This window comes from Guyparkeria sp. (assembly GCF_041687595.1).
Taxonomy (GTDB): domain Bacteria; phylum Pseudomonadota; class Gammaproteobacteria; order Halothiobacillales; family Halothiobacillaceae; genus Guyparkeria.
In genome coordinates this window covers 42,702-64,567 of the sequence record NZ_JAWLBP010000002.1, presented here as the reverse complement: position 1 = coordinate 64,567, position 21,866 = coordinate 42,702, and the positions used below count along the sequence as shown (strand labels likewise).

Below are 21,866 nucleotides of genomic sequence, written 5' to 3'. Positions count from 1 at the left end.
GCCGAACAATGCCGGCCGGCCCGGGCAGGTCGATCCGGACGGGTTGGCAACGGCGGGGTTCGGGGGCGTGCGGAGAGCCTCTGGCCCGCCGGTTCTTGGCTCACTTGGCCGGGAAGCCGCGATAGTGGTAGCTTTCCGAACATCCATGGAGCAGGAGCCCGCCGCGCTCAAGGCCAAGAGGAAACCTGGTGTCAGCACAGCATCTCGAGAGTCATCCCCAGTGGTCCACCCGACTGGCTTTCATCCTCGCCTCGGCCGGTTCGGCCGTCGGGCTGGGCAATATCTGGAAATTCCCATACATCATGGGCGACAACGGGGGCGGGGCCTTCGTCCTGATCTATCTGGGCTGCCTGCTGATTGTCGCCACGCCCATCCTGATCAGCGAGGTCATGCTCGGCCGCCGGTCGCGCTCCAACCCGATTTCCGGCATGGCAAAACTCTCCCGCGAGGCCGGGGTCAGCCCAGCCTGGCAACTGATCGGCTGGATGGGGGTGCTCACCGGTTTTCTCATCCTGAGTTACTACTCGGTGGTCATGGGCTGGGCGCTGGCCTACATCGAGAAGGCCGCCGACGGGGCCTTCGTCGGTGCGGATGCCGATACGGTCGAGGGCATCTTCACCAGCCTGGTCTCCAACCCCGGCACGCTGTTGTTCTGGCACACGGTGGCCATGCTGCTGACCATCACCGTGGTTGCCCGCGGGGTCCGCGGGGGGCTGGAACTGGCCACGCGCATCATGATGCCGCTGCTGATCGCCATCCTGGTGCTGCTATTCGGCTACAACATCGGTACCAGCGGGTTCGCCCCGGCGATGGAGTTCATGTTCGCCCCGGACTTCTCCCGGGTGACGGGCGAGACCTTCCTCGTGGCCTTGGGGCACGCCTTCTTCACCCTCAGCCTCGGCATGGGCGCCATCATGGTCTACGGCTCCTACATGCCGGCGAACGCCTCGATCGTGAAGGCCGGTATCTGGATCATTGTGCTGGACACGGCGATCGCGCTTCTGGCCGGCATGGTGATCTTTCCGATCGTCTTCTCCAACGGCATGAGCCCGGAGCAGGGCGCGGGCCTGATCTTCCAGACCCTGCCGCTGGCGCTGGGCGCGATGGAATGGGGGTACTGGCTTGCCATCGTCCTGTTCATCCTGGTCTCGATCGCCGCCTGGACCTCGGCGATCTCGCTGGTCGAACCGGCCGTGTCCTACCTCTACGAACGCTTCGGTGTCCGTCGCCTGTACTCGGCGATCGGTGCGGGGATCGCCACCTGGACGCTGGGGGTGTTCTCGGCGCTGTCTTTCAACCTGATCGACGATGTCACGCTCTTCGGCAAGAACTTCTTCGGCATCATGGAATTTCTCACGGCGAACATCCTCCTGCCGGCCGGCGGCATGCTGATCGCGCTGTTCGCGGCTTGGCGGATGCGGCGTGCGGACTCCAGCGAGGAGCTCGGTCTGAGTGGCGGTGCCTACCGCCTCTGGTGGGCGCTGGCAGCCGTGGTGGCGCCCGCGGGCGTGGCCCTGGTCTTCCTCAACGGGCTGGGCCTGTTCGGCTGATTCGGTCACGTCCCGTGAGAGGTCGACGGCTTTGCTAGAATGCACCTCTTGAGCACTTCAAAGGGCGGATCTCCCCCGGCATGAGTACCACCATCGAGCGACAGGTCGAGGTGCCGTTTTCGGCATTGCAGATGTATGCCTTGGTCAACGACATCGACGCCTACCCCGAATTCCTTCCCTGGTGCGAGAAGAGCCAGGTGCTGCGAGCCTCCGGCGATGAGGTCGAGGCCAGCATCACGCTGCGCAAGGGCGCAATCCGCAAGACCTTCGTTACCCGGAACCACAACGAGCCCGGGTCGCGCATCGTGGTCACCCTCGTCGACGGCCCCTTCCGTCATCTCGACGGCTTCTGGGCGTTTCAGGATCTGCCCGACGGCGGGTCCAGGGTGACGCTGGACATGCGGTTCGAATTCGCCAACCGCCTGCTGGAGCGGGCGGTGGGGCCGGTGTTCCGTGAAATCGTCAAGAGCCTGGTGGGCGCCTTCCGCAAGCGTGCCTTCGAGGTCTATCCCCGCGACGAGGGCACGGAATGAAGGTCGAGGTGGCTTACGCGCGCCCCGATGTCCAGATCATCCTCGAGGTGGACGTGCCGGAGGGCGCGACCGTGGAGGAGGCCATCCGCAAGAGCGGCGTGCTCGACCGGTTCCCGGAGATCGACCTGTCCAATCAGAAGGTCGGCATCTTCGGCAAGGTCGCGCCGCTCTCCCAGCAGATGCGTGAATGGGACCGGGTGGAAATCTATCGACCGTTGATCGCCGACCCGAAGGCCGCCCGTCGGCAGCGGGCGAAGAAGGATGGGAAGGCCGGCGAAAAGGGCGACGGACGGTCGAAGGCCGCTCCCGGGGACCAGGCGGCGCAGGAAGGCTGAAGGCCGCTTACAGCGTCGGCTGCGGTGTGCCCAGCCCGGTGTCCGCATCGGGAACCGGCGAATAGCCGTCGTCGACCGGGCGTTCTTCGGTCCCGGCCGGTGCCGGTGTGACCGGATCGGCCTCGTCGGGCAGTTCCGCGCTGTTCATCGACGGTGCCTCGGACAGGTCCATGCCGTCGCGATCGATCGACGCCACCCGCCCGAACCGGTCGTACTCGATGATCAGCGTATGCCGGAAGGCCTCATCCTTGCCGCGCTTGTCGTAGTAGATATACGTGTCACGCTGGCCTGAGTGGAAGATGTCCTCCAGGCTCGGTGTTCCGAGAACGGACCGCACCTGGGACTGAGGCATGCCCTGGCTCAACCGGCTGATCTGCTCTTCCTCGAAGATGTTCCCCTGCTGGATGTCCGGCTGGTACACCTTGATGAAACTCGGCACATAGACGGACGAACAGCCGGCAAGCAGGGCGGCGATGACCGGGAGCGTGAGAAGTTTGCGCTGCATGATCCTGGGAAACCTGTCCTTTGATTGCGAAGGGGTTGTACTTGGGCTTGGGTGAGCTACGCGTTCGGCCAATGATACGCCCTCTGGGCCGTGATGCCAGCGCGGCCGTCCGGGTTCCGGTGCCGGCCGCATCTTCGGTTACAATCCGTGCCAGTAACTCAACGAGGGTAGAAGTTTTGGATTCAAGCGAGCTCAAGAAGGCCGGCCTCAAGGTCACTCTCCCGCGGGTGAAGATTCTCGAGATCATCGAGTCCAACCCGGACTGGCACATGAGTGCCGAGGACGTCTACAAGGAACTGCTGGCCCGGGGCGAGGAGATCGGCCTGGCGACGGTCTACCGCGTGCTGACCCAGTTCGAGACCGCAGACATCCTCAAGCGTCACCAGTTCGAGGGTGGCAAGGCCGTTTTCGAGCTGATCTCCAAGGGCGACCACGATCACCTGGTCTGCGTGAAGACCGGGCAGGTCGAGGAGTTCCACGATCCGATCATCCAGGAGCGCATCGCCATGATCGCCGACGAGTTCGATTTCGATCTCACCGACTACTCGCTGGTGATCTACGGCATCAGCCGCAAGGCCACCGGCAAGAAATAGTCACCCGCCGATGGCGCCCGTCTGGCCGCCCGCCCCGTGATCCCGCGGGGCGGGCGGTCTGCGTTCCGAATGGCGGCCTCCTGTCGTCAGACGCTGGCCAGGAGTTCCCGGGCGTGGGCACGGGTCTGGTCGGTGATCTTCCGACCGCCCAGCATTCGGGCCAGTTCCTCGACCCGCTGATCCTCGTCGAGCGCCCGCACCCATGTGCGGGTGGCATCGCTGAGCTCTTCCTTCTCGATGCGCGCCTGGTGGTGACCGTGGGCGGCGACCTGCGGCAGGTGGGTCACGCACAACACCTGGCGCGAGTCGCCCAGTGCGCGCAGGTGCGCACCGACGATGGCCGCGGTCGCGCCGCCGATGCCCGTGTCCACCTCGTCGAAAATGAAGGTGTCGACCGGGTCATCGCCGGCCGTCAGGGTCTTGAGTGCCAGGCTCACCCGGGCCAGTTCGCCACCCGAGGCGATCTGGTCGAGCGGCGCGACCGGCTGGCCGCGGTTGGCGCTGATCAGGAATACCACCTCGTCGATACCACGTTCACCGCGGCGTTCGGCCAGTGCCTCAGATGTCTCCAGGCGCACCTCGAACTCGCCGTTGGGCATGCCCAGCTCACGGATCGAGGCCCGAAGTCGGGCTGCCAGTTCGGCTGCCCCGGCCCGACGGTGCTCGCTGATCTCCTGGGCCAGCCGGTCGTAGCGCTGCCGATTGTCGGCCAGTCGGGACTCGACTTCGCCCAGCGAGGTGCCGGCCCGCTCGAGGCGCTCGTATTCCTTGCGCAGCGCGGCGACATGTTCTTCGAACATCTCCGGGGCGACTCGGTGCTTGCGTGCCAGCTCGTGCAGGGCGTCCAGGCGCGATTCCACCGTCGCCAGTCGCTCCGGGTCACTATCGGCCGACTCGAGGCGATCGCGGAGGGTGTCGACCGCCTCGGCGATCTGGATCTGGGCCGACTGCAGGGTCTCGATGACCGGGTCCAGCGACTCGTCGAGATCGGCGATGCGCGACAGCGCCTGCTCGGCGGCACCGATGCGATCATGGGCGTTGCCGTCCTCGTCGAAGAGCGCGGCCATCTGCCCGGCGAGCACCTGCTGCCATTCGTCCAGGCGCGACAGGCGCTTGAGCTCGTTGTGCAAATGGTTGAACTCGTCGGGTTGCGGATCGAGCCGCTCGATCTCCTCGAGCTGGAATTCCAGAAAGGCGAGCCGGTCGGTCCGGCTGGCCTGCTCGGCACGGTGTTCCTCCAGCCGTTGCCGGTCGGCCTGGATCTCGCGGCTCAGCCGGCCCAGTTCGGCCACGCGCGGGCCGAGATCGGAGAAATGGTCGAGAAGGGCGAGTTGGGTCTTCGGCTGCATCAGCCGCTGGTTCTGGTGCTGGCCATGGATGTCGATCAGGTGCCGGCCGATGGCCTTGAGGCTCTGCCCCGGCACGGGGCGGCCGTTGACCCAGGCTCGCGATCGACCGTCACGCGAGAGCACGCGGCGGAGGATCAGCGGCATCCTTTCCGGGCCGGACTCCTCCTCGTTCAGCTCCTGCTCGACCAGCCAGCGCGCGGCCGGGCTGTCGGCGGCCAGCAGGAATTCGCCGCTGACCTCGCCCTGGTCGCAGCCGGCACGCAGCAGGTTCATGTTGGCCCGCTCACCGAGTAGCAGGCCGATGGCGTCGATGAGGATCGATTTGCCCGCACCAGTCTCGCCCGTCAGGGCGGTCATGCCGGAGGCAAAATCGAGTTCCAGTTCGTCGATCAGGGCAATTCGGCGAATCGAGAGGTTGATCAGCATGATGACATGTTCCCTTGCCGCTGATTTCGAAGCAACAGACTTCAGAACGCCTGCTCGCTCCAGCAGAGCTTGTCCCTGAGCAGCGAATAATGGTCGTGGCCGGCCGGGTGGATCAGCCGGATGTCGTGCTCGAACTTGGAGATGGCGAGCACATCGCCGCACTTCAGCGGCTGGTTCAGCTGACCGTCGAAGCTGACCACGCCGCCGCCGCGAGAACCTTCGACCGGACGGATCTCGATCAGGTGCCGGGCATCGACCACGATGGGGCGGTAGCTGAGCGTGTGCGGACAGATCGAGACGATGCCCACGGCGTGCAGGTCCGGGGCGATCAGCGGTCCGCCGGCGGACAGGGCGTAGGCGGTCGAGCCGGTCGGCGTGCAGACCACCACTCCGTCGGAGCGCTGCTGGTTAACCAGGGTTCCGTCGATGCTCATCTCGAACTCGACCATCCGGGCGGGGTCGCGCATCTTGAAGGTGACGTCGTTGAGGGCCACGGATTCCATGATGCGGGTGTCGTTGCGCATCAGGCTGCCCTGCAGCAAAAAGCGCCGTTCCTCGCTGTATCGCCCGTCGAGGATGGCCGAGAGATGACGGTCGAGGTCGTTGGGGCTGACGTCGGCGAGAAAGCCGAGCCGGCCGAGGTTCACGCCCAGGATCGCCACATCCTCGTGCTGGCACAGCGAGCGGGCGGCGTTGAGCATGGTGCCGTCGCCGCCGATCACCACGATCAGGTCGCGATCGAGCCGGTCGCGCGAGAAGCGTTTGGCGTCGATGTCGGAATCCGGGTTCTCGGCCGTGTCCTCCAGCGCCCAGTCCACGCCCTTCGACTCGGCGATGGCCACCAGGTTGCGGTAGACCTCGGCCAGCGCGGGACCACCCTCGGGCTTGATGATGATCCCGAGTCGGGAGAAGGCCGGCTTCGTCCCGTTCGGGCGGTCGCTGTCCTCGGTGGATCGGGTTGGCTGTCTGTTCATGTTTCCGGCTCGATCATGGTGTCGCGGCGTGTCGAAGGCTTCTGGTCGGGCCCACGTTGCCGCCGGGTCAGTTGCTGGTGGATGACCACTTAAGGCCGATGATGCCAGTGACGATCATTGCCAGGAAGAGCAGGCGGGAAATGCTGACCGGCTCCTTGAGGAAGGTCATGCCCAGCAGGGCCACGCCGGTCGCGCCAATGCCCGTCCAGATGGCATAGGCAGTGCCCATCGGAATTTCGCGCATGGCCAATGCAAGAAGATAGAAGCTCAGCCAGGCGAGCGCCAGCACCGCGATCGACGGGATCGGGCGGGTAAAGCCATCGGTGAATCGCAGGCCGCTGGCCCAGAGGATTTCCAGCAGGCCGGCCAATAGCAGGATGACCCAAGCGTTCATGGCCATGTGATTCTTCCTCGGATCGGTCGGGTGTCGGAAAGCGCGATGCGCTGATCGCGCTTGACGGTGCAGTCTAGCAAAACCCGTGGGGCGGGAACGTGCCGGGCGCCGCGACCGGTTCGGGGCATTTGGCACTCTCGGCCGGCGAGTGCTAGTTTAATGTCCCGAAGGCGGCTGGGCGCCGACACAAGGATCGTGTTCGGCGGCGCTTTGTCTGCTGCCGGGCCGTCGCCTTCCTCAGGGAAATCCCGGAACCGATTCGCTGTCAGACACGGTGCATGCGCCAGCTGACCCATGCGCGGATGACGATCCGGCCGAAGGTTTTTCGTGTTTCCCTCAAACAATCGGGTTCGGAAAATGGCTGAGACCTGGAGTGAACTTCCCGAGCGGGCCCAGGCCCTGTTGCGGGTGCTGATCGACCGCTATACCGACGAGGGAGCGCCGGTGGGTTCGCGCGTGCTCGCGCGGATGTCCGACCTCAACCTCAGCCCGGCGACCGTGCGCAACGTGATGGCGGACCTCGAGGACCTCGGCCTGGTGCGCGCCCCGCATACCTCCTCCGGGCGGGTGCCGACCGAGCTTGCCTACCGCCTCTTCGTCGACTCGCTGCTGGTCGCCCCCGCGAGGGCGCCGGTGGACGCTCGCCGCCTCGAAAGCATTCTCCGGGAGGCGGCCCAGGACGATCCGCAACACCTGGCTGACACCGCCTCCAACCTCCTGTCTAGCCTGACTCGATACGCCGGCGTGGTCACCATTCCCTCCCGGGCGCGGGCGCTGTTCCGGCAGATCGATTTCGTCTCGCTCTCGCCCGGGCGGGTGCTCATGGTTCTCGTCACCAACGATGGCGGCGTACAGAACCGCATCATCCATCCGGACAAGCCCTATACCCAGGACGAGCTGACCCGCTTTGCCAACTTTCTCAATGACCGGCTCAACGGTCAGTCGATCCAGGCCCTGCGCCAGACTCTGGTCAACGAGCTCAAGCACACTCGCGAGGAAATCGAGGGCAACCTGGCCGAGGCGGTCAGTCTCGCCGAGACCGCGGTCGGTGCCGTGGAGGACCAGGCGGATGTGGCCGTGGCCGGCCAGGTCAACCTGATGGGCATCGACGAGTTGAGCGATGTCGAGCGCATGCGCCGCCTGTTCAACGCCTTCACCGAGAAGCGCGAGCTGGTCTCGCTGCTTGATGAGTGCGAGCGCGCCCAGGGCGTGAAGATATTCATCGGCCGGGAGTCCGGGTCGCCCACCTTCGACGAGTGCGGCGTGGTGGGTGCCTCCTACGGCGTGGACGACGAGGTCGTCGGGGTCCTCGGGGTGATCGGCCCCAAGCGCATGCCCTACGACCGAGTGATCTCCATCGTCGACGTCACCTCCCGGCTACTGTCCACTGCGCTGGCGCGCCAGTAACCGGTCGCGCCGGACAGCCGGACATCCCGCCGTCGTCCGTTCCGACCGCTCCCCGGCGACTGGCGCGGGCGCCAGCCCCTTGAAATCCCGGGGCCAGCCCCAACAGTCGGAAAATCGAACCAGACAAGCCAACCAGTTCACTTCCATATCAGGAGAGTTTCGATGACGGACAAGCCGGTCGATCAAGACGAGAACACGCAGGAATCCCCCGAACAGCCGGTCGAGGGCGAGGGTCAGTCCGAGCAGGGCGGCGAGGTCGAACAGCTCCGGGCGCAACTGGCCGAGAAGGAGGAAGAGCTCCTGCGCATGGCCGCCGAGATGCAGAACGTGCGTCGTCGGGCCGAGCGAGATGTCGAGTCGGCGCGCAAGTTCGCCCTGGAACGCTTCGTCGAGGGACTGCTGCCGGTGGTCGACTCCCTGGAGCTGGGCATCGAGGCGTCCGAGAAGGAAGGGGCCACGCTGGAGAAGATCCGCGAGGGTGACGAGATGACCCTCAACATGCTGATCCAGACGTTGGAGAAGTTCGGGGTCAAGGCGGTGCACCCCATCGGCGAGCGCTTCAATCCCGACCACCACCAGGCGATGGCGACCCAGCCGCACGAGGGTGAGCCCGATCACGTCGTCGACGTGATGCAGAAGGGCTACCTGCTCAAGGAGCGGGTCGTGCGCCCGGCGCTGGTGGTGGTGTCCAAACCGAAACAAGACTGAATTTTCCGTGCCCCGGCTTGAAAAATGCCGGGGTGGCCGCAAGTCCACGGTCAAGGGCTGATCGCCGTGCCGGATGCACCAACCGGCCAGCGGCAACGAATTTCACGCATTCAAACGAAATCTGGAGACACGAATCATGGGCAAGGTAATCGGTATCGACCTCGGGACGACCAACTCCTGTGTCGCCATCATGGACGGCAAGTCCGGCAAGGTCATCGAGAACGCCGAGGGTGCACGCACCACCCCGTCGGTGGTCGCCTACACCAACGACGGCGAAATACTGGTCGGCCAGCCGGCCAAGCGCCAGGCCGTCACCAACCCGGAAAACACCCTGTACGCCGTCAAGCGACTGATCGGCCGCAGCTTCGACGAAGATGCGGTGCAGAAGGACATCAAGCTGATGCCTTACAAGATCGTCAAGGCGGAAAACGGTGATGCCTGGGTCGAGGCCAACGGCAAGAAGATGGCGCCGCCGGAGGTTTCCGCTCGCATCCTGATGAAGATCAAGAAGGACGTCGAGGCGTATCTGGGCGAGGAAGTCACCGAGGCGGTCATCACCGTGCCGGCCTACTTCAACGACAACCAGCGCCAGGCGACCAAGGACGCCGGTCAGATTGCGGGCCTCGAGGTCAAGCGGATCATCAACGAGCCGACCGCCGCGGCGCTGGCCTACGGCATGGACAAGAAAGAAGGCGGTGATCGCAAGATCGCGGTCTACGACCTGGGTGGCGGTACCTTCGATATCTCCATTATCGAGGTCGCGGACATCGACGGCGAGAAGCAGTTCGAAGTCATGTCCACCAACGGTGACACCTTCCTGGGTGGCGAGGACTTCGACAACCGCCTGATCGATCACCTGGTCGACGAGTTCAAGAAGGAGCAGGGCGTCGATCTCTCCAACGACGCGCTGGCCATGCAGCGTCTCAAGGAAGCCGCCGAGAAGGCCAAGATCGAGCTGTCCTCGACCGAGCAGACCGACGTGAACCTGCCGTACATCACGGCGGATCAGAGCGGTCCGAAGCACATGAACATCAAGATCACCCGGGCCAAGCTCGAATCCTTGGTCGAGGAGCTGGTCAAGCGCACCATCGATCCGTGCAAGATGGCGCTCAAGGATGCCGGCGTGTCGGCCTCCGACATCGACGACGTGATCCTGGTTGGCGGTCAGACCCGCATGCCGAAAGTGCGCGACACGGTCGCCGAGTTCTTCGGCAAGGACCCGCGCAAGGACGTCAACCCGGACGAGGCCGTGGCCGTAGGTGCCGCGATCCAGGGCGGTGTGCTCTCCGGCGGCGTCTCCGACGTGCTGCTGCTTGACGTCACCCCGCTGTCGCTCGGCATCGAGACGATGGGCGGCGTCATGACCAAGCTGATCGAGAAGAACACCACCATCCCGACCAAGGCGAGCCAGACGTTCTCGACCGCCGAGGACAACCAGACCGCCGTGACCGTCCACGTCCTGCAGGGCGAGCGCGAGATGGCTTCGGGCAACAAGTCGCTGGGCCGCTTCGATCTCACCGAGATCCCGCCGGCACCGCGAGGTCAGCCGCAGATCGAGGTGACCCTCGACATCGACGCCAATGGCATCCTGAATGTCTCGGCCAAGGACAAGGGCACTGGTCGCGAGCAGAAGATCGAGATCAAGGCGAGCTCCGGTCTGTCCGAGGAAGAAGTCGAGCGTATGGTGCAGGATGCCGCTGCGCACGCCGACGAGGACAAGAAGCAGAAGGAACTGGTCGAGGCGCGCAACCAGGGCGACGGCATCATCCACACCATCGAGAAGACCATGTCCGAGGCCGGCGATGCGCTGACCGACGAGGACAAGAAGCCGGTCGAGGACGCCATCGCCGAACTGCGCGAGACGATGAAGGGCGACGACAAGGCGGCGATCGACGCCAAGGTCGAGGCCCTGTCCCAGGCTTCCGCCGCGGTCATGCAGAAGGCCCAGGGCGGCCAGGCCGGCGGCGAGCAGGCTGCCGGTGGCGAACAGGCGAAGAAGGACGACGACGTCGTCGACGCCGAGTTCGAAGAGGTCAAGGACGACGACAAGAAATAAGTTGTCTGACTGACCAGTGGATCATCCGCCTCCCGGGGCGGGTGATTTTTTGTGCCGCGCGCCGCGCGGCACAACCGATTTCCATGGACGGGCCGTCCGGCAACGGGGCCCGTCCAGCAGTATTCCGGCCCGGCGCGGCCTGTGCGCCGGGCAGCAATCGATTCAGCCGTTAGAGATCGACCATGGCAAAACGTGACTACTACGAGGTGCTGGGGGTCAGCAAGAATGCCTCGGCCGATGAACTGAAGAAGGCCTATCGCCGACTGGCGATGAAGCATCACCCGGACCGCAATCCGGGTGACGAGAAGGCCGAGGGACTGTTCAAGGAGGCCAAGGAGGCCTACGAGGTCCTTTCCGACCCGCAGAAGCGTTCGGCCTACGACCAGTTCGGCCATGCCGGCGTCGACGGTCAGGGTGCCGGCGGCTTCGGCGGTGGCGGTTTCGGCGGCGGTGCGGGCTTTGCCGACATCTTCGGCGACGTTTTCGGCGACATCTTCGGGGGCGGCCGCGGGCGCGGCGGGGCGACTCGCGGTGCCGACCTGCAGTACAACCTCAAGTTGTCACTCGAGGAAGCGGTACGGGGCACGACCGTCGACATCCGCATCCCGACCACCGAGCCCTGCTCCACCTGCGACGGCAGCGGCGCGAAGCCCGGGACCGGCAAGAAGACCTGTTCGACTTGTGGCGGCCAGGGGGCGGTGCGCATCCAGCAGGGCTTCTTCTCCATCCAGCAGCCGTGTCCGGATTGTGGTGGCGAGGGCGAAGTCGTCGAAGACCCCTGTACCGACTGCGGTGGCACGGGTCGCATCGAGACGCAGAAGACACTCTCGATCAAGATTCCCGCCGGCGTGGACACCGGTGACCGCATTCGCCACTCGGGCGAAGGCGCCCCGGGCGAGAAGGGTGGCCCGCCCGGGGATCTGTATATCCTGATCGACATCAAGCCGCATCCGCTCTTCCGTCGCGAGGGCGCGGACCTGCTCTGCGACATGCCGATCAGCTTCACCGCCGCGGCTCTGGGCGGGGAGATCGAGGTCCCGACCCTCGGTGGCAAGGTCAATCTCAAGATCCCCGAGGAGACGCAGACGGGCAAGGTGTTCCGCCTGCGTGGAAAGGGGGTCAAGCCCGTCCGTGGCGGTGCGCAGGGCGACCTGCTGGTCACCGTGCACGTCGAGACTCCGGTCAAGCTCAATCGCGAGCAGCGTGAACTGCTGGAGGCCTTCGAGCGGTCGCTGGGCGGCGGGGACGACGGCAGCGTGGCGAAGAAGCACCGCCCGCGCCAGCATTCCTTCCTCGACTCGGTAAGGCGTTTCTTCGACGACCTGCGCGGCGACTGATCGTCCCGGGCTGCGCCTCCGGTCGGTATAACCGGCCGGAGCGATTGACTTTTGTGGGCTTTGTCCTTATATTCCGGTTCCCGCGAACATTGGCTGTTTGAAGTGATGCCGGGCCCCATATGGGGCTTTTTTATTTTCCCGGAGGAGTTTTTGACTCCGGGCAGCGCGATGTTCGCGAACGTGGAACGGACCGGGTTATTTCGGAGGATAGAGCGCGAGTGCAGAGAATCCCGTCGACGATCGAAGAGATGCTCAAGCCGGAGGTCGAAAGCCTCGGGTTCGAGTGGGTCGGTGGCGAATTCCGCGGCGGCCCCAACGGCCTGCTGCGCGTGTACGTCGACCATCCGGACGGCATGACCCTCGATCACTGCGCCGAGATCAGCAACGCCCTGAGTGGCGTGCTGGACGTGGAAGATCCGTTCCCGGGCGCCTACCGGCTCGAGGTTTCCTCGCCGGGCGTGGAGCGTCCGATGTTCCGCACGTCGGACTTTGCCCGCTTCGTCGGGCATCGTGTCCGCCTGCGTCTCTACAAGCCGGTGGCGCGGCAGAAGAAATTCGAAGGTGTCATCCAGGGCGTGGACGGTGAGGACATCACCGTGCTCGTCGACGAGGTGGGTGAGCTGGTCTTCCGTTTCGAGGAGGTCGACAGGGCCAACCTCGTGTACGAGTTTGCAGACAACAGCAAGCGCGGGCGCAACAAGCGAAAGAAGCGGCGCGCGGCGCGGAAATAGAGCGATCTGGCTAGCAACATGAACAAAGAAATCCTTTTTGTCGTCGATTCGGTTTCCAACGAAAAGGGCGTCGATCGTCAGGTGATCTTCGAGGCGATCGAGGCCGCACTGGCCCAGGCGGCGCGCAAGCGCCACGGGGGCGACGTCGATACCCGCGTGGAGATCGACCAGGAGACCGGCAGCTACCGCACCTTCCGTCGCTGGGAAGTCGTCGAGGGCGAAACCTCCGAGCATCCCGAGCGCGAGATCATTCTCGAGGCCGCGCAGATGGACGACCCGGACGTCCAGATCGGCGACTTCATCGAGGAAGAGATCGAGTCGGTCGAGTTCGGCCGGATCGCCGCCCAGGCCGCCAAGCAGGTCATCGTGCAGAAGGTGCGCGAAGCCGAACGCGCCCAGGTGGTGGATGCCTACATTGATCGCAAGGGCACCCTGATCATGGGGCTGGTCAAGCGCATCGATCGCGGCAACGTCATCCTCGACCTCGGCGGCAATGCGGAGGCGATGATCCCGCGTGACGAGATGATCGGCCGCGAGGCCGTCCGCCCGGGCGACCGCCTGCGTGGCTACATCACCGACGTGCGTCACGAGCCGCGTGGTCCGCAGATCTTCGTCTCGCGCACCGCGCCCGAATTCCTGATCGAGCTGTTCAAGCTCGAGGTGCCGGAGATCTCCCAGGGACTGATCGAGATCGTCAACGCCGCCCGTGACCCGGGCCTGCGCGCCAAGATCGCGGTGCTCTCCAACGACCCGCGCATCGACCCGGTCGGCACCTGTGTCGGCATGCGCGGCTCGCGGGTCCAGTCGGTGACCAATGAGCTCTCCGGTGAAAGGATTGATATCATCGTCTGGGACGAGAACCCGGCCCAGTTCGTGATCAACGCCATGTCGCCGGCCGAGGTCATCTCGATCGTCGTGGACGAGGACGCCGGCAGCATGGACGTCGCGGTCAGCGAGGAGAACCTCTCCAAGGCGATCGGTCGCGGTGGCCAGAACGTGCGTCTGGCCAGCCAGCTCACGCACTGGCAGATCAACGTCATGAGCGAGGAGCAGGCGCTGGAGAAGGGCGAGGCCGAGACCCGCCGCCTGACCGAGCAGTTCATGGAGGCGCTCGACGTCGACCAGGAGGTCGGTGAGGTGCTGGTCGAGGCCGGCTTCACCACCATCGAGGAGATCGCCTACGTGCCTACCGAGGAGCTGCTCGATGTCGAGGGCTTTGACGAGGGGATCGTCGAGGAACTGCGCAACCGCGCCCGTGACGCCCTGCTGACCATGGCGATCTCCGGCGGTAGCGAGTCCGAGGAAGAGACCGAGTCGTCCGGCGAGGCGCTCTCCCTCGAGGAACTTGACGGAATGACGGCCGAACTGGCCGCCAACCTCCGCGAGAACAACATCAAGGACTCGGAAGACGTTGCCGAACTGTCCATTGATGAATTGACGGAATACGAAGGCGTGGACGAGGAGCTCGCCGGCCGGCTGATCATGGCCGCCCGTGCTCCCTGGTTCGCCTGACCGGTCGGCAACAGTCCGACCAGCCGCCACCGGTGAGTGCCGGGGCGAAGTTTCGATGTTTGAATAGTTTTCAGGACCACAGGAGTCGTTAATGTCCGAGGTCACGGTTAAAGAATTGGCAAAAGTGGTTGGCGCCACCCCCGAACGGCTGCTTGAGCAACTGGCTGAAGCAGGCGTGACGGTCGCCTCCGTGGATGCCAGTGTCAGTGACGACGACAAGATGAAGCTGCTGGCCCATCTGCGCAAGTCGCGCTCGTCGAGCGAGGGGGAGGCCAAGAAGCCATCCTCTCGCATCACACTGAAGCGCCGGTCGCAGCAGGAAATCAAGGTCGGCGGTGGCGGACGTGGCGGCAAGACCGTCGCGGTCGAGTACCGTCGTCGCAAGACCTACGTGCCTCGGGAAGAGTTGGAAAACGAACCCGAAGCGGAAAAGCCGGTAGCCGAAGAGGCCCCGCACACCGAGGAGCCGGAAGTCGAGGCCCGTCCTGCCGCCGAGGAGCCGCAGCCGGCTGTCGAGGTCGAGGAGCAGGCCGAAGCCCCTGCCGAGCAGGCTGAGGCAGCGGCGTCCGAAGAGGCCGAGAAGTCCGAGGCCCCTGCTGAGGAGGAGCCCGCTGCCGAGGAGAAGCCCTCCGAGGCGGAAGAGGCGCCAGCCGAACCCCAGGCGGGCGAGGAATCCGCCGAGGCCACGGAAGAGGAAGATCAGAAGGGCAAGCCGAAATCCCGCCTGCGCATCGTCGCCATGCCCGAGGAAGCGCCGGGTATTCCGGTATCCCCTGACGAAGGCAAGGCCAAGCGCAGCGGAAAGCACGGCGGCAAGGGTCGTCATGCCCGCGAGAAGGCTCGCGAGGAACTGCACCTGGGTGCCGGCGCCGGTCGTCGTCGCAAGAAGGGCAAGAGGGGAGCCGCTTCCAAGACGGCCGTGGCTACCCGCCACACGTTCGAGAAGCCGACCGCCCCGGTGGTCCGCGACGTCAACGTGCCTGAATCGATTTCCGTCGAAGACCTGGCCCAGCGCATGGCCGTCAAGGGCGTCGACGTGGTCAAGACACTGTTCAACATGGGCGTGATGGCCACCATCAACCAGGTGCTCGATCAGGACACCGCGATCCTCGTGGTCGAAGAGATGGGCCATAATCCGCACGCCGAGTCCGAGACGGCGATCGAGGACGAGGCGCTGCAGCAGGTCGAGCAGGGCGAGGCCAAGCCGCGTCCGCCGGTCGTCACCGTCATGGGTCACGTCGATCACGGCAAGACCTCGCTGCTCGACCACATCCGTCGCGCCAAGGTCACCGCGGGCGAGGCCGGTGGCATCACCCAGCACGTCGGCGCCTACCACGTCGACACGCCGCGCGGCACCGTCACCTTCCTCGATACTCCGGGCCATGAGGCGTTCACCGCCATGCGTGCCCGTGGGGCGAGCGCCACCGACGTGGTCGTGCTGGTCGTGGCGGCGGACGACGGCGTCATGCCGCAGACCAAAGAGGCGATCCACCATGCCCGTGCCGGCAACGTGCCAATGGTGGTTGCCGTCAACAAGATCGATAAGGACGGTGCCGACCCCGAGCGGGTGCGCGCCGAGCTTTCGCAGGAAGAAGTGATTTCCGAGGAGTGGGGCGGTGACACGCAGTTCGTGCACGTCTCCGCACACACCGGTGAAGGCATCGACCAGCTGCTCGAGGCAATTCTCCTCCAGGCCGAGCTCCAGGAGCTCAAGGCACCGGTCGAGGGTCACGCCATCGGTACCGTCGTCGAGTCCTCTCTCGAGAAGGGCCGCGGTCCGGTCGCGACCATCCTGGTTCAGAGCGGCACCCTCAAGAAGGGCGATACCGTGGTCGTGGGCAAGGAGTACGGCCGGGTGCGTGCCCTGCTCGACGAGAACGGCAAGCAGGTCAAGTCGGCCGGCCCGTCCATCCCGGTGGTCGTGCTGGGTCTTTCCGGCACGCCGGAAGCCGGTGACGAGCTGGTGGTGATCGAGGACGAGCGCAAGGCGCGCGAGATTGCCGAGTTCCGCGAGGCCAAGCAGCGCGATTCGCGACTCGCGGCCCAGCAGGCGGCCAAGCTCGAGAACCTGTTCGAGCAGATGAAGGAAGGCGAGGTCGAGTCGCTCAACGTGCTGGTCAAGGCCGACGTGCAGGGCTCCGCCGAGGCCATCCGCGACAGCCTGCAAAAGCTTTCGACCGACGACGTCAAGGTCAACGTCCTGATGAGCGGCGTGGGCGGGATCAACGAGTCGGACATCAACCTTGCGGCCACATCCAGCGCCATCGTGATCGGCTTCAACGTCCGAGCCGACGCCGCGGCGCGCAAGACCGCCGGCGAGCAGGACGTCGAGATCCGCTACTACTCGGTCATCTACGAGATGCTCGACGACGTCAAGGCGGCCATGACCGGCCTGCTGGGCACCGAGACCCAAGAGAAGTTCGTCGGTCTCGCCGAGGTGCGTGACGTGTTCCGCTCACCGAAGCTGGGCGCGATCGCCGGTTGCATGGTCACCGAGGGCGTGGTCAAGCGGAACAACCCGATCCGGGTGCTGCGCGACAACGTGGTCATCTACGAGGGCGAACTCGAATCGTTGCGCCGCTTCAAGGACGATGTCCAGGAAGTACGCTCGGGCATGGAGTGCGGCATCGGCGTGAAGAACTACAACGACGTCAAGGTCGGAGACCAGATCGAGGTCTTCGAGCGCGTCGAGGTTCAGCGGACCCTGTAAGGCGGTATCGGTTTTCATGGCACAGGGTTTCCAGCGCCACCAGCGGGTGGCCGGACAGATCAAACGCGAGATCGCGGAACTCATCCGTGATTCGGGCGTGGACAGCGGGCCCAACGCGCCGCTGACCTTGCTCACGATCACGGACTGCGAGGTCTCGCGGGATCTCGCCCATGCCCGCATTTTCTACAGCGTGCTCGATGCTCGTGAGCAGCCGGTGGCCGAACAGTGGTTCGAAGAGGCCGCCGGTCACCTCCGCAGCGAACTGGGTCACCGCATGCGCCTTCGCATCGTGCCGCAGTTGACGTTCATCTTCGACAACTCGATCGAGCAGGGCATGCAGATGGACGCGCTGATCCGGGCGGTACGCGAGAAGGACGTCGACGGCGAGTCCGACGAGTCGGACGACGAGTCCGGCAACCGCTGATCGGCGGCCGGTTTTCTGCATGGCACGCAAACGCCGCGGTCGGCCCATCAACGGCATCGTCCTGTTCGACAAGCCGCTCGGCCTGAGCTCCAATCACGCCCTGCAGCGCGTCAAGCGCTTGTTCCAGGCCGCAAAGGCCGGTCACACCGGGAGCCTCGATCCGGCGGCCAGCGGGCTGTTGCCCGTCTGCTTCGGCCAGGCGACCCGAATCTCGGGGTTGCTGCTCGACGCCGACAAGACGTACCGGGTCACCGGGCGTCTTGGGGTGACGACCGACAGCGGCGATCTCGAAGGCGAGGTGATCGACACCCGCGAGGTCCCGCCGGTCGACGAGTCGAGTCTCGAGAAGGTCCTCGAGGGCTTTCGCGGCCGCGTTGAGCAGGTTCCGCCGATGTACTCGGCCCTGAAGCAGGACGGCAGGCGACTCTACGAGCTGGCCCGAGAGGGCAAGACAGTCGAGCGCAAGGCCCGCACGATCGATTTCCACGAGATCACGCTCGAGTCCCTGTCCAAGGACGAGTTCACCCTTCGCGTGCACTCGAGCAAGGGCGCCTACATCAGAACGCTGGTCGAGGACATCGGCGCGGCGATCGGCTGCGGTGCGGTAGTGACGAAGCTTCGTCGCATCGGGCTCGGACCCTGGTCGATCGAGGCGACCGGGGATCGATCCGCGGATCGCGCCTGGACGCTCGATGATCTCGAGGTCCTGGCCGAGGAAGGCGGGCTCGCGGCCCTGGATCGTGTTATCCTCCCGATTGATTCGGCGCTGGGCGCCTATCCGGCCGTTGTGCTGGATGCCTCTAGCGTCGACCCGATTCGCCATGGTCATCCGGTGTTTGTGCCCAAAGCGCCACAAACCGGGTGGTTTCGACTGTACTCACCCGACGACCTCTTCCTGGGTATGGGGGAAGTGCTGGATGACGGGCGAACCGCGCCGCGACGACTGTTCGCGGCGTTGTAAGGGGCGCACTAGCGCCCATGGCATTGCGGGACGGTGGCCCCGGTGATTATCCGGGCCACTGACCCACGATGGACTTCAAAAGCTTCACCCAGGCAGATAGGAGAGTTCCCATGTCCCTGAATGAAAAGACTACCGCCGATATCGTTGCCGAGTTCGGCAAAGATGCAAACGACACCGGTTCCCCGGAAGTCCAGGTTGCCCTGCTGACTCAGCGGATCCAGCACCTGACCGAGCACTTTGCCACGCACAAGCAGGATCATCATTCCCGCCGTGGCCTGCTCAAGCTGGTCAACCAGCGTCGCAAGATGCTCGACTACCTCAAGTCGAAGAGCCTGACCCGCTATCAGGAACTGATCGCGAAACTCGGCCTGCGCAAGTAAGCGCTTCCCGGTTACACTTGAAACCCGTCGCATCGCGGCGGGTTTTTTGTTTGCGAGTCGGTCAGTCGATCGTCCCGTCGCCCATTGAACACATCCAACAGTACGTCAGGAGCCAAGCGTGGCAGTCAGCAAGCAATCCTTCGAGTACGGTCAACACACCGTCACCCTGGAGACCGGTGAAATCGCCCGGCAGGCCAGCGGTGCGGTCATGGTCACCATGGGGGAGACCGTGGTGCTGGTCACCGCCGTGGTGGCGCCGACGGCCGATCCCGGCAAGGATTTCCTGCCGCTGACGGTGGAATACCAGGAGAAGTTCTACGCCGCCGGTCGGGTGCCGGGCAGCTTCTTCCGCCGCGAGGGGCGTTCGACCGAGGGCGAGACGCTGGTCGCACGCCTGATCGACCGGCCGGTGCGTCCGCTGTTCGCGAAGGGATTCACCCACGAAACCCAGGTTATCGCCCAGGTGCTGTCGCTCGACCCGGAAGTCGACTCCGAGATTCCGGCGCTGATCGGTGCCTCCGCGGCGCTGTCGCTGTCCGGAGCGCCGTTCGCCGGCCCGATCGGGGCGGCACGGATCGGTCATATCGACGGCGAGTTCGTCCTGAACCCGAGTCCGGCACAGGTCGCCGACTCGCGCCTCGACCTGGTGGTGGCCGGCACGGAGAAGGCTGTGCTGATGGTCGAGTCCGAAGCCGACCAGTTGCCCGAGCAGACGATGCTCGACGCGGTCATGTTCGGGCACGAGCAGATGCAGGCAGCCATCCGCGCGATCAACGCGCTGACCGCCGAAGCCGGAAACGCGCCGATCGAGTGGACTCCGCCGGCCGATGACAGCGATCTGGCCGAACGGATCGCCTCCGCGTTCCGCGCCGAGATCGAGGCCGCCTACCAGATCGCGGACAAGGCCGAGCGGGGCGCCCGCCTGGGGCAGTTGCGGGGCGAGATCCGTGAGCGTTTCGTCGACGAGACGGCCGAGCCCCCGGTGACCGAAAAACAGGTCGACGGGCTGACCAAGGGCATCGAGTCCGACGTGGTGCGCGGCAGCATCCTAGCCGGCAAGCCGCGCATCGACGGGCGCGACACGCGTACCGTCCGCCCGATCAGCATCCGCACCGGGTTCCTGCCGCGCGCCCACGGCTCGGCGCTGTTCACCCGCGGCGAGACACAGGCCATGGTGGTCACCACCCTGGGCACCGCGCGGGACGCACAGCTGATCGACGCGGTCGGCGGCGAGCGCAAGGAACCCTTCCTGTTCCACTACAACTTCCCGCCGTTCTGCGTGGGCGAGACCGGCCGTTTCGGCGCGCCGAAGCGCCGCGAGATCGGCCACGGCAACCTGGCGCGTCGTGGCGTGATGGCTGCTGTGCCGGCGGCCGAGGAGTTCCCCTACACCATCCGCGTGGTCTCCGAGATCACCGAGTCCAACGGCTCGTCGTCGATGGCGTCGGTCTGCGGTGCCTCGCTGGCGATGATGGACGCGGGCGTTCCCATGAAGGCCCCGGTGGCCGGGATCGCGATGGGCCTGATCAAGGAAGGCGACCAGTTCGTCGTCCTGACCGACATCCTCGGTGACGAGGACCACCTCGGCGACATGGATTTCAAGGTCGCGGGCAGCGCCGATGGCGTGAATGCCCTGCAGATGGACATCAAGATCGAGGGGATCAACCGCGAGATCATGGAGGAGGCCCTGCGGGAGGCCCGGGCGGGGCGCACGCACATCCTCGAGTGCATGAACGAGGCACTGGCCGAGGCGCGGACCGACCTCTCCTCGCATGCGCCCCGGTTCGTCACCATGCGGATCAACCCGGAACGCAAGGGGGACCTGATCGGCAAGGGTGGGTCGACCATCCAGGCGCTGACCAAGGAGACCGACACCCAGATCGACATCGGCGAGGACGGGGTGGTCACGATCGCCGCACCCAACGGCGAGGCCGCCGAGGAGGCGCGTCGCCGCATCGAGGAACTGACCGCCGAGCTAGAGGTGGGCAAGGTCTACCACGGCAAGGTAGTGCGCGTGGTCGACTTCGGGGCCTTCGTCAACATCGCGCCGGGCAAGGACGGCCTGCTGCACATCTCCGAGATGGCCGAGGGGCGCGTGGAGAAGGTCACCGACGTGGTCAACGAGGGCGACGAGGTCGATGTCAAGCTCCTCGAGATCGACCGCCAGGGCCGCCTGCGCCTGTCCATGCGAAAAGACAGGTAGGGGAGGTCGCCCCTTTAGGGGGTGCGTCGTGGTCTGGACAAGAAAAAGGGCCGTGATCTCTCGATCACGGCCCTTTCTGCATCCCGCGATTCGTGGGTTCCTCAGAACCGCCCGATGTTGGGGTTGATGTAGCTCAGCAACTCGCTGTGCTGGCGGTTCATCCGGCGGATGATCTCGCGGATGCTGTGCACGATGGCGCGCATGACCTTGTAGACCAGGATCGGATGGTCGACCAGCATGGCCTCGAGGTGAGCCCGGTCGAGGGTGACGACCTCGGCGTCGCCCACTGCGCGCAGCGTGGCGCTGTGCGGCGAGCCGTCGAGGAAGCCAGACTCGCCGGCCAGGTGGCCGGACTCCAGCAGGTGCAGCGTGTCGGAGAAGCCTCGCCCGGTGTCGCGGCTGACCGCGAATCGCCCGGAGACGATAACGAACAGCGTGTCACTGACCTCGCCCTCGCTGAACAGCGTCTCGCCGTTGGCAACCGTGCGACGCTCGCAGACCGTGGCCAGCAGCTTGCACTGTTCGTTGCTCAGTTCACGGCCCAAGGCGGTCTGCTTGAGTTCCTCGCCGCTTACGACTTTCTGGGTCATGGTCTTTCGTGTTCCCTGTCAATTTGCTTGTGCGTCATCGTGCCGATCAGGGCAGCGCCTTGAGCGGCTCGTTCGGCAGCCCGTTCGCATCGCCCGTGCCATTCGCTTCGCCGGTGCCATCCGCCTCGTCGGCTACGCCATCTTCGTCGCGATCCACGAGAGACCGGACGTCGCTCGTGAGGATCTCG

20 protein-coding genes are annotated in these 21,866 nt (G+C 65.2%); 15 read left to right on the top strand and 5 right to left on the bottom strand.

Features of this window, described 5'->3' with window-relative positions:
• The first annotated feature begins 188 nt into the window (after positions 1-188).
• From ACESL5_RS00845 to ACESL5_RS00835, 3 genes are all read left to right on the top strand, one after another.
• Positions 189-1,550 (top strand): sodium-dependent transporter, encoded by a 1,362-nt coding sequence (locus ACESL5_RS00845; RefSeq protein WP_372590885.1) that lies wholly within the window; start codon positions 189-191, stop codon positions 1,548-1,550.
• Positions 1,551-1,630: 80 nt separating this feature from the next.
• Entirely contained in the window at positions 1,631-2,083 is a 453-nt protein-coding gene (locus ACESL5_RS00840) for a type II toxin-antitoxin system RatA family toxin (RefSeq protein WP_372590884.1), read from the top strand.
• The gene (locus ACESL5_RS00835) at positions 2,080-2,418 is read left to right on the top strand and encodes an RnfH family protein (RefSeq protein ID WP_372590883.1); all 339 of its coding nucleotides are present in this window, start codon (positions 2,080-2,082) and stop codon (positions 2,416-2,418) included. Before ACESL5_RS00840 ends, ACESL5_RS00835 begins: the two co-directional genes overlap by 4 nt.
• Positions 2,419-2,425: 7 nt before the next feature.
• On the opposite strand, the gene ACESL5_RS00830 is transcribed toward ACESL5_RS00835, so the two are convergent.
• A complete protein-coding gene (locus ACESL5_RS00830) occupies positions 2,426-2,923 on the bottom strand; it encodes an outer membrane protein assembly factor BamE (protein WP_372590882.1) in 498 nt (165 codons plus the stop codon).
• 176 nt (positions 2,924-3,099) lie between these two features.
• On the opposite strand from ACESL5_RS00830, the gene fur reads away from it, so the two are divergent.
• Positions 3,100-3,516 (top strand): ferric iron uptake transcriptional regulator, encoded by a 417-nt coding sequence (gene fur, locus ACESL5_RS00825; protein ID WP_372590881.1) that lies wholly within the window; start codon positions 3,100-3,102, stop codon positions 3,514-3,516.
• 86 nt (positions 3,517-3,602) lie between these two features.
• Here fur and recN read toward each other — a convergent pair whose 3' ends face one another.
• The 3 genes from recN to ACESL5_RS00810 form a co-directional block, all read right to left on the bottom strand.
• Complete coding sequence (recN, locus tag ACESL5_RS00820) at positions 3,603-5,291, bottom strand: DNA repair protein RecN (RefSeq protein ID WP_372590880.1); 1,689 nt, start codon at positions 5,289-5,291, stop codon at positions 3,603-3,605.
• A gap of 41 nt (positions 5,292-5,332) precedes the next feature.
• The gene (locus ACESL5_RS00815) at positions 5,333-6,265 is read right to left on the bottom strand and encodes an NAD(+)/NADH kinase (protein ID WP_372590879.1); all 933 of its coding nucleotides are present in this window, start codon (positions 6,263-6,265) and stop codon (positions 5,333-5,335) included.
• 67 nt (positions 6,266-6,332) lie between these two features.
• Positions 6,333-6,665, bottom strand: a complete 333-nt coding sequence (locus ACESL5_RS00810) for a DMT family transporter (protein WP_372590878.1) — start codon at positions 6,663-6,665, stop codon at positions 6,333-6,335.
• A 351-nt stretch (positions 6,666-7,016) separates the two neighbouring features.
• On the opposite strand from ACESL5_RS00810, the gene hrcA reads away from it, so the two are divergent.
• From hrcA to pnp, 11 genes are all read left to right on the top strand, one after another.
• On the top strand, positions 7,017-8,066 hold the full coding sequence (gene hrcA / locus ACESL5_RS00805) for a heat-inducible transcriptional repressor HrcA (RefSeq protein WP_372590877.1): 1,050 nt from the start codon (positions 7,017-7,019) through the stop codon (positions 8,064-8,066).
• Positions 8,067-8,228: 162 nt separating this feature from the next.
• Positions 8,229-8,774, top strand: coding sequence for a nucleotide exchange factor GrpE (grpE, locus tag ACESL5_RS00800; RefSeq protein WP_372590876.1), 546 nt, complete (start codon positions 8,229-8,231; stop codon positions 8,772-8,774).
• Positions 8,775-8,910: 136 nt separating this feature from the next.
• Positions 8,911-10,830 (top strand): molecular chaperone DnaK, encoded by a 1,920-nt coding sequence (dnaK, locus tag ACESL5_RS00795; RefSeq protein ID WP_372590875.1) that lies wholly within the window; start codon positions 8,911-8,913, stop codon positions 10,828-10,830.
• A 182-nt stretch (positions 10,831-11,012) separates the two neighbouring features.
• The gene (gene dnaJ, locus ACESL5_RS00790) at positions 11,013-12,167 is read left to right on the top strand and encodes a molecular chaperone DnaJ (protein ID WP_372590874.1); all 1,155 of its coding nucleotides are present in this window, start codon (positions 11,013-11,015) and stop codon (positions 12,165-12,167) included.
• Positions 12,168-12,385: 218 nt separating this feature from the next.
• Positions 12,386-12,898, top strand: a complete 513-nt coding sequence (gene rimP, locus ACESL5_RS00785; RefSeq protein WP_372590873.1) for a ribosome maturation factor RimP — start codon at positions 12,386-12,388, stop codon at positions 12,896-12,898.
• Between the two features lie 18 nt (positions 12,899-12,916).
• The gene (nusA, locus tag ACESL5_RS00780; protein WP_372590872.1) at positions 12,917-14,410 is read left to right on the top strand and encodes a transcription termination factor NusA; all 1,494 of its coding nucleotides are present in this window, start codon (positions 12,917-12,919) and stop codon (positions 14,408-14,410) included.
• A 91-nt stretch (positions 14,411-14,501) separates the two neighbouring features.
• Positions 14,502-17,120 (top strand): translation initiation factor IF-2, encoded by a 2,619-nt coding sequence (gene infB, locus ACESL5_RS00775; protein ID WP_372590871.1) that lies wholly within the window; start codon positions 14,502-14,504, stop codon positions 17,118-17,120.
• Positions 17,121-17,136: 16 nt separating this feature from the next.
• On the top strand, positions 17,137-17,544 hold the full coding sequence (gene rbfA, locus ACESL5_RS00770; RefSeq protein WP_372590870.1) for a 30S ribosome-binding factor RbfA: 408 nt from the start codon (positions 17,137-17,139) through the stop codon (positions 17,542-17,544).
• A 19-nt stretch (positions 17,545-17,563) separates the two neighbouring features.
• On the top strand, positions 17,564-18,505 hold the full coding sequence (truB, locus tag ACESL5_RS00765; RefSeq protein WP_372590869.1) for a tRNA pseudouridine(55) synthase TruB: 942 nt from the start codon (positions 17,564-17,566) through the stop codon (positions 18,503-18,505).
• 110 nt (positions 18,506-18,615) lie between these two features.
• A complete protein-coding gene (gene rpsO, locus ACESL5_RS00760; protein WP_372590868.1) occupies positions 18,616-18,885 on the top strand; it encodes a 30S ribosomal protein S15 in 270 nt (89 codons plus the stop codon).
• A 118-nt stretch (positions 18,886-19,003) separates the two neighbouring features.
• A complete protein-coding gene (gene pnp / locus ACESL5_RS00755; RefSeq protein WP_372590867.1) occupies positions 19,004-21,088 on the top strand; it encodes a polyribonucleotide nucleotidyltransferase in 2,085 nt (694 codons plus the stop codon).
• A 101-nt stretch (positions 21,089-21,189) separates the two neighbouring features.
• Here the strand turns inward: pnp and ACESL5_RS00750 are convergent, their stop codons facing one another.
• On the bottom strand, positions 21,190-21,678 hold the full coding sequence (locus tag ACESL5_RS00750) for a Crp/Fnr family transcriptional regulator (RefSeq protein ID WP_372590866.1): 489 nt from the start codon (positions 21,676-21,678) through the stop codon (positions 21,190-21,192).
• Between the last annotated feature and the right edge of the window lie 188 nt (positions 21,679-21,866).